13 protein-coding genes and 1 pseudogene are annotated in these 13,658 nt (G+C 38.5%); 6 read left to right on the top strand and 8 right to left on the bottom strand.

Translation table 11 applies throughout. The features are described from left to right. Positions 1–9 precede the first annotated feature (9 nt). The 5 genes from QMA12_RS12250 to QMA12_RS12270 all read left to right on the top strand — a co-directional run bounded on the left by QMA12_RS12250 (position 10) and on the right by QMA12_RS12270 (position 4,002). A complete protein-coding gene (locus tag QMA12_RS12250) occupies positions 10–1,521 on the top strand; it encodes an integrase (RefSeq protein ID WP_290210275.1) in 1,512 nt (503 codons plus the stop codon). Positions 1,522–1,542: 21 nt separating this feature from the next. After that, positions 1,543–2,097 (top strand): hypothetical protein, encoded by a 555-nt coding sequence (locus tag QMA12_RS12255; RefSeq protein WP_290210276.1) that lies wholly within the window; start codon positions 1,543–1,545, stop codon positions 2,095–2,097. Continuing rightward, positions 2,094–2,516 carry a hypothetical protein gene (locus tag QMA12_RS12260; RefSeq protein WP_290210277.1) on the top strand — a complete coding sequence of 141 codons (423 nt, stop codon included), beginning with the start codon at positions 2,094–2,096 and terminating at the stop codon, positions 2,514–2,516. Before QMA12_RS12255 ends, QMA12_RS12260 begins: the two co-directional genes overlap by 4 nt. A 389-nt stretch (positions 2,517–2,905) precedes the next feature. Next, positions 2,906–3,400 carry a hypothetical protein gene (locus tag QMA12_RS12265; protein ID WP_290210278.1) on the top strand — a complete coding sequence of 165 codons (495 nt, stop codon included), beginning with the start codon at positions 2,906–2,908 and terminating at the stop codon, positions 3,398–3,400. A 338-nt stretch (positions 3,401–3,738) separates the two neighbouring features. Continuing rightward, positions 3,739–4,002 carry a hypothetical protein gene (locus QMA12_RS12270; RefSeq protein ID WP_290210279.1) on the top strand — a complete coding sequence of 88 codons (264 nt, stop codon included), beginning with the start codon at positions 3,739–3,741 and terminating at the stop codon, positions 4,000–4,002. A gap of 119 nt (positions 4,003–4,121) precedes the next feature. On the opposite strand, the gene QMA12_RS12275 is transcribed toward QMA12_RS12270, so the two are convergent. From QMA12_RS12275 to QMA12_RS12295, 5 genes and pseudogenes are all read right to left on the bottom strand, one after another. Next, entirely contained in the window at positions 4,122–4,577 is a 456-nt protein-coding gene (locus QMA12_RS12275) for a hypothetical protein (RefSeq protein ID WP_290210280.1), read from the bottom strand. A 3-nt stretch (positions 4,578–4,580) separates the two neighbouring features. Then, entirely contained in the window at positions 4,581–9,197 is a 4,617-nt protein-coding gene (locus QMA12_RS12280) for an RHS repeat-associated core domain-containing protein (RefSeq protein ID WP_290210281.1), read from the bottom strand. Next, positions 9,197–10,132: a hypothetical protein gene (locus tag QMA12_RS12285; protein ID WP_290210282.1), complete on the bottom strand. Its 936-nt coding sequence runs from the start codon at positions 10,130–10,132 to the stop codon at positions 9,197–9,199. The genes QMA12_RS12280 and QMA12_RS12285 overlap by 1 nt, the downstream gene beginning before the upstream one ends. 345 nt (positions 10,133–10,477) lie before the next feature. Continuing rightward, complete coding sequence (locus QMA12_RS12290; RefSeq protein WP_290210287.1) at positions 10,478–10,654, bottom strand: transposase domain-containing protein; 177 nt, start codon at positions 10,652–10,654, stop codon at positions 10,478–10,480. Next, a pseudogene (locus QMA12_RS12295) lies at positions 10,637–10,951 on the bottom strand (transposase); the annotation flags it as partial. The pseudogene QMA12_RS12295 and the gene QMA12_RS12290, both read right to left, overlap by 18 nt. Positions 10,952–11,035: 84 nt before the next feature. On the opposite strand from QMA12_RS12295, the gene QMA12_RS12300 reads away from it, so the two are divergent. Then, positions 11,036–12,052, top strand: coding sequence for an IS110 family transposase (locus QMA12_RS12300; RefSeq protein ID WP_290210283.1), 1,017 nt, complete (start codon positions 11,036–11,038; stop codon positions 12,050–12,052). 185 nt (positions 12,053–12,237) lie between these two features. Here QMA12_RS12300 and QMA12_RS12305 read toward each other — a convergent pair whose 3' ends face one another. The 3 genes from QMA12_RS12305 to QMA12_RS12315 are packed head-to-tail and all read right to left on the bottom strand — an operon-like array spanning position 12,238 to position 13,306. Then, entirely contained in the window at positions 12,238–12,645 is a 408-nt protein-coding gene (locus QMA12_RS12305) for a transposase (protein ID WP_290210284.1), read from the bottom strand. Positions 12,646–12,691: 46 nt separating this feature from the next. Next, entirely contained in the window at positions 12,692–12,922 is a 231-nt protein-coding gene (locus tag QMA12_RS12310) for an IS66 family transposase zinc-finger binding domain-containing protein (protein WP_290210285.1), read from the bottom strand. After that, positions 12,923–13,306, bottom strand: coding sequence for a hypothetical protein (locus QMA12_RS12315; RefSeq protein ID WP_290210286.1), 384 nt, complete (start codon positions 13,304–13,306; stop codon positions 12,923–12,925). Positions 13,307–13,658: the final 352 nt, after the last annotated feature.

A 13,658-nucleotide genomic window follows, 5' to 3' on the forward strand; every position in this document is an offset into this window, starting at 1 on the left:
GGAAATGCTATGAAACCGTTACTTGCTGCACCAGAACAAGTTATAAAAGAGAATACTGTTTTTGTTGAACAGGCAATACAGTATTTTGAAAATAAGGATTGGGACAATTTAAACAAAATCCCAGTAATGATTGACCAAAATGGTAAAACCATAAGTTACTTTGGCGATAACACATGGGATTTAACGCACTATGTAGATGCAAAAATTGTTTCTAAAAAACGCGCCTCATTTACACATTTAACAAACACTTCGCTATTACAAGAACAAAAGTTACTCGCATTCCTTGGTTTGTTTGCTGTCGGCACTTTAAGGCAAGGGGCAATGATAAAAACCACTACATTTTTAGAGAGAAATATCAATTTAACCCAAGTATATAAATACATAGAATCCATCAAAGCAGATTCGATTTGTGTCCTTAACCATCCCATACAGTTTTCTAGATTTTGCGAATATTTAAAGTCACTTAAAATGAGTGGGCCATATACATCAAAACTTATTTTCGCATTAAATTGGATCGAAGCAGTTAAGAACCAAATACCGATAAAGCTTTCACTACCTAGAACAACATCTATAGCCGAGCTTGGAAGGCAACTAGGCTGCCCAACTAAGTTAGAAAGCGAACAATTTTATGCCATTCCATCACGCTTGATGCAACTCATATACACAAAGGCTATCGAGTATATAGATACTTACTATCCTATTCGAGATACATTATTAGCTATCCATACAGAGCAGCAAGAAAACTATGAAATTGGCAAAGCGGCTGTTGATAACAAAATAAAATCAGGTCAATGGAACTGGTTAACATCTGATTCCCCTCACTACAAAGCTGAGATCACTAAAGCTAAACCCCAAACTTCTACCAATATACTTAAAAGCTATATTTCCAACGCCGATATAGAAAAGTTAATTCCTAATGATGTCAGAAAATTCAATTGGTTATACTCACACATTCTTACTTGCTGCTTTATAATCTGTGGTGCCTTCTCAGGCATGAGAAGAAGCGAGATTTATAGCTTACATCCTGATAGTTTCAAAAAGTTAAAACTAAAAGACCAAGTATTTTATTCACTACAGTCCTATCATAGTAAAATGACCCCCGCAGTGCCGGAAAAAGCAGAATGGTTGACATCTCCAATAACTGGAAAAGCAATAGAACTAGCATCTTTACTGACACAAAATATGAGAACCCAGCTCATGCTCTCTGATGATAGAGTTGAAAATGAGAGAGCATCAAGTATTTGGTTAGTTCAAATGATAAAGAGCAGAAAACCAAACATACTTACAGGCCCACCTTTTGCTTTTCATCATAAGCGCTTGGTTGAAGAAGCTGGTGCTATTGTAAATGAGCAAGACTATGAAGAGTTTAGACTTCTAAATCCAAACCTAAACATACACGCTTACAAGCAAAAAATAGTTATAGGTAAACCTTGGGCTTTTACAACCCACCAACTCAGACGAACTTTTGCGGTGTTTGGCAAGCGTTATAATTTACTGTCTGATGTCGCAATTAAGCAGTAATACAAGCACCTGTATTTACCAATGGCACAGTGGTATTCAGAAGGCGGTGTTGCAGCCAAAATAAAACATGTAAAAGTGGACTCAGAACTCAATAATTTACTTCAAGAAGTAGATAGAGAAGTCACTACACAACTGCTGCATCAGTGGTATAACTCAGATGACAAGCTATATGGTAAGAAAGGTATAGATGTTGTTAAAGATAGAGAAGATACCGCTGTTAAATACTCATCCTGGGATGCTCTTTATGCTCAAGTATCTGCTGGTAGAATATCTATTGCTGGTACACTTCACTCCTACTGTATGGCCGGTTATGAATGCAGAATGGAAAAGGTAGTATCACCAACCAACTGCTTTAACTGTGAAAACGTTGTTATAGACGAAACAAAAGCACAAGCCTGGCAAAAACGACATCAGTGGATTGTTGAGACTATAACTGAAATGGAGCAGCATACTAAATTATCTCAATCGCAGCTAAGCCATTTTATTACGCAATTACGTGCAGCTGAAAAGGTTATGGACTACTTTGAAATAAGCTACATTCCATACAAACCCGAAATTGAGATCAGACAGCTTTGAGTAAGTCAGATAATACAAGGTTAGAGCTTCTAAGCGCGATTGACAGAATACTTTCTGGCGATACAGTACGTATTGATGCCAAACGAGGTTTAAGTGCAATTGCAGTTGAGGAAGAAGCTAACCTTGGTAATGGCTCAGCTTACTATTACACAGATGTCATTGAAAGAATCAAACTACTCAAATCAAAAGCCATCACAAAGCAGCAAGCGCAACAAAGCTCTGATGTAACTAAGTTGCGTGAAAAGCTTGCCAACGAAAAGCGGTTAAAGGAAAAATATCGAGCTGAAGTGGCTAGTCTTAAAGAGCAAATGTCACAAATGGCTTCTACTCACAATGCCCTAGCGCTTTCAAATCACCAGCACTTAAAAAAGATTAATGACCTTGAATCTGCGTTATTTCTCCTTAAGGGAAGTAACTAGCAGAAATTATAAAGTTAAGTTGTACTAAACGCTTTTCTGTAGAATTGTATCGCCTTTACTACACCACTTTTATTATTGATAAGAAGAGACTTTTTTACTTTGATTTTTTTACACCCATCCAACATTCTAATTGTCGTTTTAATTGCATTAAAGAGTGCATCTGGAGCCCATGGGTTGACGGAAATCTTTTGAATTAAATCTACAGGTAAGGGGATATATTTGAAATTTATTTTTCGGGGGGATTACCAATGCAAACACGCTTATTCAAATTTAATAAAGCGAGCAACGTTTACAAACGAAAATATTGGACAACCTCAACGCACTTATCGCGGCTAAGTATGTACAATAATTTAGACGCACTGGCATGCTTAATAATACTGATAAGAGAAATGGAACTATTAAAAAAATGGCATACCTATGTTCAGGTAAAGTGGTATGTTCATGACCTGTTTATTCGGCTCACGTATTTTAAACCCTTATCGGCGATACACCTTGAACTCTATGCGCTAATCTATACTCACTTTTTAGCTAAAAATAACCCTATAACAGCAGATTATTTTTCAATTGAAAAACAGGATGTTTACCAACATTTTAAAAGTTACTTTAAATCACCGAATTTAATTGACGATTTTTCACTTTATCACCGGCTGTTAAAGCAGACGTTGTTGCATGCACAAAAAGTAATAAATATTGGTGACACAAAAGAGGCACAACTGGATTTTTTGTTTTGGGTCTCAGAGCATAACCTTTTAAAAGTTCATCGTGCATTTAATGAATTTCAAACAACAGCGCAACAACCTCCATTAATTAAAAAATTAATAAAGGCCTGCTCAGATCCAAATACACGTAGGCACATTAATAGTTCAGAGTTTTTAAACATATAAATATTAACCCTCATGATCACACAGCAGAGCACTTTACTGAGCAGGCAACACTGGTTTAAATAGGCAACGAATAACAGCAAGCGTAGGCAACTTCACTGGTGTCACCATTTTAGTGGCGCTGCATCACTTTGCCCACGTCGCTGGTAACCCCTGTCAACGACAACCAAAATACGTTGCCTAGTCTGCTGCCAATATTGCCCATAATAAATATAGCTCTGCGTTAAAGTTAACAATTAACTACGGATGCCATATTTTCTACTCTAGTTTACTGCTTAAAGATAGTTGACAGGCAAAAGGCAAGACGCGACCCCATTCTTCGCCTATTTGATGATGAGGAATTGATCGGCAAAATCCTTTGGGGCACTTGCGAAGAAGATGAGACTTACAGATTTTCACCGGGAAGCTATATCAGTACATCAAAGATTGAAAAGATTTTTCCTAACAAAAGATTAATCATTACCGCGAGTGGCAGTTTCTATAATGTGATTGGCAGTGGTGATGTTGCTCAAGTGCAATTAAAAGACATCGAACTCCTTCGCCAAGGCTTCAGTCCTGAGCAGATCACCCAATTGAATTTGGCACCAAACGGATTTTTTCATTGAGCCGCTCAACCAGCATTGAAAACAAATTCAAAGCCCCAAGCCAGATAAAACAAAGCCCCGCTAGTGCGAGGCTTTGGATTCAAAATTCTCTGAGGATGTCCCGTTAAGCTAAGTAACAGTTATTTTGAATTTCTTATTATTAACTTTTCTTCGCTTATAACTTCAGATGGAATGTCAGAGAAAATAAACAACTCATCTCCCAAATTAAGTATATTGCTTTTGCTTCTGGAAGTTTCAAACAATAGACCTATTACTGAGTTACAGTATTCTGAATATACTTCTGATATTTTCACGAGACGACTGCCTACCAGATTATTTAGATTACTATCAGTTGGAAGCTCTGCAATCACATAATCGCCCAATTCTTCCATTTGAATTTCTTTTGGGTGCTCTGAAGTTACATCAATTGATTGCCCATTTTTTGCACACTTGATAGTTAACAACTCTTCGTTATCAAATTTCAGGCAAACTTCAACAGGGTGTTCAAAATCAACCTCATCTTCTATTTTATGAAGTAGTAATAAAATAGAGGCAATTTCACTTCCAGAGTATTTGTTTAAATTTTCAATCATCATAGTCTATTTTTTTCCCAAAGCATTTTTTACAGAAGTGTTTTGATTTACCCCACCCTTTAATATTGTAACAAACTCATTATTAGGGGTGGTAACAACTACATCATTGCCTTGAATTCTAAAGTTGACGTCACCTCTTGTACCGTTAAGTCCTTGACCGCTAAAGGTTCCTTTCACAACCTTATCAGGGTTGTTTGCTATGTCATTTATTTTATCAACCACAGATTGCCTGTCAGCAGCAGAAGAAGGATCACCACCAAAGTCTTGCACATGCCTTCCTAGCTTTTTACCCAATTGTTTAGAAGTTATTGTCATTAATTTTATTGGCTTGGCAATAAAGCCAGCCATGCTCATGGCGGCAGCTCCTAGGTTTCCCGACATCGCGCTATTTACTGACTCAGCTAGGTCTTGGTAGCCAGTAATATGATTAATGCCTTCTAAACGCTGTGCTGTTGTTAAATTTTGCGTCCCAGTAGGTCCTACGCCTGTATCATAAGGAGTTAATTGAAAACCCGGAATAGAACTACGACCATCAGGATCTATATATTTATAAGGATTATTATTCGCATAAACATAGCGGTTAAAACTATGAACATCCCTGAACCCAACAGGATCATTAGAATAAAACCGCCCGATAACTGGATCATAGTATCGTGCCTGCATATAACTCAACCCTAAGTCAGTATCGAATTTATGTCCTGTATAACCCACATCATCTTTAGGTGTTTCAATACTATCACCAAAGGGTTTGTAGTTCATGATACTGTCGTTTGAGGAGGCAACCCCCGTCCCTTCTTTAGCTACTAATTTATCGCCTAAGAAGATATAGTTAATACCACCTGTTGGCGTTTCTCGGTAAAGTAATTTACCTGATTGGCTGTAAAAGCTGTAACTGGTGCCTTTACTGTCTTGTGTTTTTATACGGCGATTATAACCATCGTACACATAACGATTAGCACCTGATGCTGTCATTTGGTTAGCAAGGTTATAAGTAAAGCTACGGTTGCCATTTTTTAACACGTTACCGCGAGTATCATAGCTGCCTGACGCAGCAAAATTTCTTATTTTAGTATTTGTACCTGTTGTTTTAACCTCGTTAACTAAAAAATTACTTTTATAACTATACGTGAGATTGCTCGGGTCAAATGCACTGGTGTTACGGTAAGTGCGTATATTACCTAAACCATCGTAAGTTATAGTACTGCTGCCTATGCCTGAACCACCAACGGTAGAGGTTAATCTATCAAGTCCGTCGTAATTAAGGTTACTTAAGCTATAAATGCCAGCTTCTCGAGTATTAGTAATACGTTTGATGTTGTTATTATCATCATAGATGTAACTTAAATTAACTCTGTCAGAGCTGCCATATTTATCTGTAATACTTGATGGTATCTTACGACTATTTAAGGTGGTTTTATGTACAACATTATTACCATAGGTAAATGTATTGATGCTTCCGTTAGGGTAGTAGGTGGCCTTATTATTATGCCCTTTAACAAATACGTCTTGTGTGGTGTTATCGTAACTGCGTATCGCTTGTGTTGCTTGGCCAAATGCATTGGGTAAAAAGTTGATTTTTGCTAAACCGTCAGGGTATTGTAATGAGGCGAGATGGCCTGAACTATTATAACCATAATCAAGGGTAAGACTGCCTGACCTACCACTAATGGTAAGGGTTTCGTGCTCTAGTAAGTTTAGCGTGTTGTAATGATATGCTTGGCTAAAGCCGCCACCTTTAATGTTTTTTATATTGCCATTGTTGTCAATGGTAAAAGTACGTGTTGGCGTACCATCACCGTAGCTAATAGTGCGTTGGCCGCCTAAATTGTCGTAGGTAAAGTTAACCTTTTGAGATGCTGAGGCTGATGTATTACAGTTTGTATTACTCGCAGCACTTTGCCCTTGAGCTTGCCATATAACTTCGCCCAATGTATTACGGCTCATTACTGTAGCACCAACGTCGTTACGTTTAATTTGGCATAAACGCTGTTGGCTGTCGTAAGCACGGTACTCTGTTTGGCTTATATTGGCACTGCCATTTTTACCTGATTGGGTAATAGAAGTGACATTATCGAAAATGTTTACAGCGATATCAGTGGTTACATTTTCAGGCGACTCAATTTTAATAGCTTGTTGATAACTAGGTGAGCCGTAAGACAAATAGCTTGTTGTGGTTATGTTACCTTCAGCATCAGTTTTTTTGATTTTGTTTCCTGAAAGGTATTCGTTGGTTATTGTACCTGCGTTATCTTGTACACTTGTTATACGCTGCAATGCATCAAAGGTTTGTGTTATGCCATTGCTTTCAGTTGTGTTATTACTCCAATAAGAGCTAAATATTTGTTGATTACTATGGTTGTAGTCAATGTTTTTATGCCTTGCTATATTGCTACTGTTATCGGTTTCAGACAACCGTTGTAATCTTAATAAACTATCGTAAGTTTCTATTGTTGTGAGACTAGGGGTTGTAGAGCATGTTTGCCCGTTGTTATTTAATACACATTTTTGAAGCGTTTTTGTTTGGTTACCGCTACTATCTTCTCTCCACGTAATAAGTGTATCTAACCATTGGTGGTTATAGCTTACATCTTTATATAAGTTAATAGACTTTGCGCGCCCTATATTATCGTACATGTAGCTTGTAGAAGCACCATTGAGGTCTGTTTTACTTGTTACTAAGCCGTTATTATCAACTGTTTGTGTTTGGCTAATGGAGCCTGAACTATAACGCGAGGGCATGGTTATTGTTTGCGGTATACCTCGTTTATAGTTGGTGTATTGGATAAATCTATTACCTGAGCCAATTGTTCTGTTCGCATTATACTCAACTTTTTTTAGGTCGCCTGTTGTATGATATTGACTATATTTGCGTTGCCATTGGTTAAATTCGTAAACAAGATAGGGGCTAGATCTATAAGATGAATTAGCCGACCAATAAGTCGTTTTATTGGTGCTCACCCACGATGCATTGTTACTCGATATTTTAGTTTCGTATGGATTGTTTAATAACCAATTATTTTTGTCGTGCATGAAACTTTGTAAGGTGTAGCGAGGTATAGTAGAAAAGCTATTACTTTCTTTTATTTTAGTTGGGTTATTATACGTATCGTACGTTAAATAATCGGTTGTAAAGGTGTCTGAACCGTCAGTGTAATAGTATGTATAGGTTTCTTTGTTTTTATAAGCTTCTCCACATTTTTGATAACTGTCGTGACCACCATGTGTTCGGCTACAACCATAAGTGCCTCTTTTTTTGTAACCCCAAAGAGTATTTTTTGCATATAATGTAGTGTTGTTATGACGCACTGTTGTTTTATATAGCTGCCCTGCAATAGCATGTCGGCCTGAGTATGCATCAGTTGTGTTATTGCTTACTCTATGAAATTCAAATAACGTGTAATTGTAACCGTTATTAATGATTGGCTTTGCCACCTCTACTTTTATATTGTTTGCGTTATGCCAACGTTTATAAGAAATGGTTTGTGCAGTAAGTCCTGTGCCAGATATGGTTTTATTTAACACTGTTTGTTTGTAGCATACCCCAAACCCTTCAGATGTAAAAATACAAGGGCTACACGGCAGATTTTTCGAACAATATTTGGGATCGCCTGAAGTAAACATAGTGTAGTTGTATGATATTGTAGCCTCGGTTGGTGTAGTTACCGATTTTAAATACACTGCGCTAAATTTAGTTTGCTTTGTCGCTGGCGTAACTCCCCATGTATAGCGTGTAATACGTTGTGCTGCATCTGTATGCTTAATAAGTCTTTTATTATTGTCGTAATCATAACTAATGGTCTTTCCATTATAATAAATACGACTTACCCGAGGGTAAGTACTTTTATCCGTATACGTAAAGGTAACCGTTGTACCTTCAGCGTTGTTTATACTTTTTAGCAATGCGGCTTTAATTCCATCAACCCAAACATACTCGTATTCATAATTTATTGTATTGCCAAACCTGTCATACATTTTACTTACGTAATATTGCGTTCTTCTTGTGTCTAGTTCTGGAGCCTGTTGACCAAAAAAGGTAGTATTTACGCCAAATTCTATTGTAACGCCAGTGGGTAATGTAAGTACGGGTCTTGCTGAACAAGTTAATACAGCTTTACTTGAAAACATTAAGGTACTAGCTGAATTACTGCCTACAGGTAAATCATTCGTGCTGGCAAATCCGACAGGTGTACCTACTGAAAAATTGGGTAAAGCAATATCGAGTGAACCAACACCTAAACATGAAATCCTATCACTAGCATTTGTTGTGGGAGCAAAAGTATTTGTTTGCGTTTTCATTCTCGGAATATTTAGCGTCCAATTAGGGCCTAACGTATTATAGTGATCTCCAGGATTATTGTGCCCGTAGTAACTTCTGTGTACTTCTATATCCATACCATTAGGGCCAGGAATATGTACGTCACGATAATGGTATTGTAATTCACCTGATTGTAGTTGAAGACTTTCACCAGGAAAATCTGAAGCTCCTAAATTGGGGAGTTTAGGAGCTGGTATTTCTGTGGAGATAGGTGTTGCAGGGGTGTTACCATTGGGACCTTCAGCGTATGAGAAAAAAGAAAGTACTGATAAACAGTAAATGGCTAATAAGATATTAATAGATTTCATTATTGAATAGCTCCATGCAAATCAGTTTCTGCAACAGGACTGCCTAACAGGTCAGTATGAATAAAAACCACATTACGATTACCGCTATGATTCGTGCTTTCTGCTGTAATAAATTCAATTTGATCTATCGCCATATCACCGCGATAACTTTCGCCTGCTTCAGCCGAAAATTTAACTTTTATTGCGCCAGGGTAGCTGGATAAATCAATTTCTGCTTTTGTCCATGGTGCATAAGGTGAAGAATGCTGAACACTGCCCTTGAACCAGATAACATGCCATTTATTGTTATGAAAAACCTCGACCTGAAGGTTACCCATATGAGCACCCGAACCATACATGTGATAATAAAAGCTCACAGTGTCTGCTTCTAATTCAGGGGTTATAGCATCATAATAATCGCCTTCTTCTGCACTGGAGGCCTCAAAGTATAGATAATACAATCCAGAATACGCTCGATTAGGTCCAGTATTTGGTGAAGGTGTTGAACTAGTATGTTTTTTCCAGCGCGAATGTAATTGAAAATCATGGGTACCTATTTCAAAATCATAAGCGATAGTTTCAGGTGCTGATATATTTGAATCCGCCGAGGAAAAAAAATCACAGGTAGCACCATGTTGATTACAACCAGAAGCATCGCAAGCAAAAACATATGATTTGTAAGACCTAACGCCATGCCCAACCAAGGTTATTGCTGCGGGTTCATTTACATATCGAAGCCTTTCGCTGGTAATTTCCCAATCACCCTCAATAAAGAAGCGTGTGTAAAACTTATAACGAGTAGCCCCACTCACGGCATTCCAACTATGTGCTGCATTGCTATTAACAACAGGAGAGGTCGGACACTGAAAATTAGCCGGAATACCTGATGGTGCAGATAAAACAAAAGTGGAAAACAGTAGTGTTGATAATAAGATAATTTTTTGGATATAGCTCATAGATAACCTATCAAGAAATATGAATTAACATTTGAACGGTAATCTAAGAGAAAAAGAGTATAAAGATTTCTTCCATGAATTACCTCGGTATAAAAAGATACAACAATGATGATTTGAGATAAGCTATCGTATGAGGAAAAGCTACGATAACACTCTTGATCAATAGATTAACTATAGCTCATTGAATGATTGAAACTTTTTAATTGAAGAAGTGTACTCAAAAGTGAGGTTTAAGTTTGTGATGGTTTAATGAATGTTATGTGACGACTTAATAATTTAACTCGCTAATGACGTTAATTAAAGTACATCACATCAAATATAGGGTAAGCGTATAGCTAACGACACCTAGCTTTGTTGAATGTTCCAAGGTAGCAGTGGCTCAAGGTTATCTGGCTGCTCAGCAAGGTACTGTAAGCACGTTGATATATAGTCATGCACTACAAGGTCATTTGCCTTTGCGGTTTCAACAAGACTATAAAGTATAGCGCTGGCATGAGCACCATTGCAGGTATTTGAGAACAACCAGTTTTTTCGCCCTATTACGAACGGTTTTATAGCTCGCTCTGCACGGTTATTGTCAATACTGAGCCTGCCATCATCAAGGTAACACCTGAATTTCTCAAACTGATTTATCGCATAGGTAATTGCTTCACCTAACGCCATTTTTGGTGGGATTTTATCTTTATGCTTGAGTAACCATTGATACAATTCATCAACGATTGGTTTGGCTTTTCTCTGCCTAATCTTGAATTTTTCATCGTGCGATTTATCTTTGATGGCTTGATCAATACTGTAGAGCTTGCGAATAAGGTTTAGTGCTACATCTGCTTTGACGGTTTAATTAGATGGTTCGCCTCACCCCTAGTCTATGATTAGGGTAGGCAATTAAAGAGGCAAACCATCATGTCATTAATTAAAGTACTTGGTATAGATTTAGGCAAATCCACTTTTCATGTTATTGGGCATGAACAGAGTGGTCGAGAGCAGCTTAGACGTAAATTTAACCGCATTAAACTCCTTCAATTTTTATCTACACACCCAGAAGTCATTGTTGCTATGGAATCTTGTGGCGGCTCGCATTGGCTAGCAAGAAAATGTCAATCGTTTGGTCATCAAGTAAAACTCATCCCCCCTCAATACGTTAAACCTTATGTTAAAACCAATAAAAATGACTATATAGATGCTGATGCCATTGCAGAAGCGTCAACAAGGCCGTCAATGCGCTTTGTGAGCGTCAAGTCTGAACAGGCTCAAGTAATGTCAGTTATTCAACGTATTCGTTCAGGCTATATCAAAGAGCGAACAGCCTGTATGTCACGTATCGGTGCTATTTTATTAGAGTTTGGTATGGCCTTTCCAAAAGGTCATAGTCAGATGAAAAAGCTCTTTCAATGGTTGGCTGATAACGGTGAGCCTATTTCACCGCTATTAATGCAAGCACTTGTAGAGCATCATGACTATTACAAGTATTTAAATGAGCAAATAGAGACTCAAGATAAAAAACTTAAGCAGTTAGTTGCAAACGATGAACGCGCCCAACTGCTGAAAACTATTCCAGGTATTGGTGATTTAGTGGCAAGTCGTTGCTTATCAGATATTAGTAATGCCCATGACTTTAAAAATGGTAGGCATATGGCCGTATGGATAGGTTTAGTGCCACACCAACATTCTACCGGTGGGAAATCGACATTACTTGGTATTAGTAAACGAGGAAATAAATCGCTAAGGACACTGTTTATTCATGGGGCAAGGGCGTTAATGTCGCGACCAGAGTTAGCGATTAAGTTATTTGGTAATTGGCTTTTAGCACTCAGAGCAAGAAAGCCATTTAATGTAACCGTTGTTGCTTTAGCAAATAAACTAGCCCGGATAGCATGGTCAGTAATGACGACACAGAAGCCATTTGAAATAAGAGATTAAACCGGATTTGCAGATGATAATGAAGATGACAAAACGATTAATCGGCTAGGTTGAAGACCTGACATAAAAAACAGCAGAAATATAAATGCTTTCGGTTTTTTGAGGACAATCTAGCGCGGATCTCATCGTGGAGCGGGTGAAAACCTAATAAGACTCCGAATACATTAGCGCAAATCACCCCGTTATTAAATTATCACTTGCAATAACGAGGCGAACCATACATTTTTATTATTGCCTTTAGCCTCGATGAATTTACGGCGCATATGGGCTAAGCACGCAACCAGTGTTGCATTCGTTTGCTCGTAAGCCTTGTAGCCGTCAACGTGCATGTAGCCCTCGTAACCATCAAGGAAATCAACCGCACATTGGCCTGCGCGACTGTTATGGTAATCAAACAGGACAATATTAGTGCCTTTACCTGGTTTATCATCGCCGCAGCAATACAGCCACATATAGCTGCTTGCTTTATCTGCATTAATGAGGTTTAACGGGGTTTCATCGCCATGAATAACCGGTTGAGATAACAACACGTCTTTTAAGCGTTGATACAGAGGGGACAACAGGTCTGCGCAGCGCAACATCCAGCTCGACATGGTTTTGTCTGCTCAACTCAATACCAATATCGCCTAACATTGTTTCTTAGCGATAAAGTGGTAAGCCAAACTGGTATTTACACATGATTTTTTGCCTCAGCAGGCTGGGCGTTGCAATGCTTTTTGGAATGACTGTTGCGGGCATTAGGGCGGTTTTTACTACACTTTCAATCCCTTCACGCTCACAGTGACGACTCGTATATTTAGGACGAATGGTTTTGATTACTTTGATATGCGCTGGCACAAACTCGAGTGCTTCACTGCTGCTTTCGCCCATTTAGTGAAGGGAGCTTTGACAGCAATCACATATTTTGTCATCCTCTTCGAGGTCAACAATCACCTCAATTCGCGGTAACTGCGCTGGCAAAGGGCGGCGTTTCGGTTTGGCTTTTTCTTTCTTTACTGAAGGCGATGTAGCCAATAGCGCTTTATCATGTTCATCGAGAATATCTTCTGCTTCATTGAATACTTCGCCTGCACCCGGCATCTTTTCAGATTTCTTGGCGTACTCTTTGGCTAGTTTCGCGTTATAAGCTTGCAGCAATTCGTGAATTTGCGCATCTTTTTCAGCTAACTTTTCATCCATATGTTGTTGCAACTCAAGCAACATCCGCTTGAGTTGTTCTGGGTCGTCAGAAAGTGAGTGTGCATCAATTTTCATGTTCGCAATTTAACAGAATTTGACGTTGTTTTCTTGCTTGACGCAAAGATAAAACAGATGGTGTGGCAACGATCATTTACTGCCAATATGATCATTTAGATCATCGATTGATACTGCAATTCTTCATGACCAAGCACATCATATCCGGACAACAACCAATCCAGTTGGCCCGGACTGAGCTCAAATTCTTGCAGACTGGCTTTGTTTGGCCATTTGAACTTTTGCTTTTGTCGAGTAGCCAGACCCGATTACTCGAGCCCAGCCCTCTAAGAACGGTACGTGCGAGTTTCCCCGCATACCGCTCAAGTCGTTATAACGCCATGTAGGATGGCGCAGCAGTATTTTGACCCCT

Source organism: Pseudoalteromonas sp. APC 3893, assembly GCF_030408095.1.
Classification (GTDB): Bacteria; Pseudomonadota; Gammaproteobacteria; order Enterobacterales; family Alteromonadaceae; genus Pseudoalteromonas.